The organism is Flavobacterium sp. UGB4466, assembly GCF_903469665.1.
Classification (GTDB): Bacteria; Bacteroidota; Bacteroidia; order Flavobacteriales; family Flavobacteriaceae; genus Flavobacterium; species Flavobacterium lipolyticum.
In genome coordinates, this window is sequence record NZ_CAGKLC010000260.1 from 1 (window position 1) to 633 (window position 633).

Below are 633 nucleotides of genomic sequence, written 5' to 3' on the forward strand. Positions count from 1 at the left end.
AGATCATCATAAGTATTGTTCGCCAAAACTTCAACAGTTCCACCATTGATTTGATGGGTATGGGTGAGTAAACGGTCCTGAGGCGAATAGGTGAATTCTTCTCTTATGGTGAGTTCTGTATCTCCTGAGGTACGCTTGTGTTTGGTAATGTTATAGAGCGACTTCCCGGTAAAATCTAAACTGCTGTTGGTATTGGTATAACCTCCCAAGTGATTTTGAGTCCGGGTTCTCACCGCACGGGATCTGGTATCGTAAAAAGTGGTAGTGGCCTCTCCCAATGCAGCTGAGGCAGTAGTCAGAGCTCTTACCCAGCTTCCGGTTACCAAACCTTTGACATTGTCTAAAACGGTCTGTCCTTCAATTGTAGTAGGCCGGCTTTCTGCATTGGGAAAAGCATAATTATCGTAATAAGTAACCGTTAAAAGCTTAAAATTAGTCGGAGCAATGTCATTACTGTAATATACCGAAATAGCATCTATGGTTCCTGAGGTCTTTTTCGTTTCAAATATAACATTGGCTGTATTTTGGGCGTCCTGCAGTGCTTTTCTGGTCACCGCATTGGAAGGCTGACTGCTCCAACCCGTATAAACAGGTCTGCCAAAAGCATCGTATTTGGTAATGAGCCAGCCTTCG

1 pseudogene is annotated in these 633 nt (G+C 43.8%); it reads right to left on the bottom strand.

What is annotated here, in order from left to right:
* Window positions 1-633: pseudogene (locus JO950_RS21965) on the bottom strand (RHS repeat-associated core domain-containing protein); the annotation flags it as partial.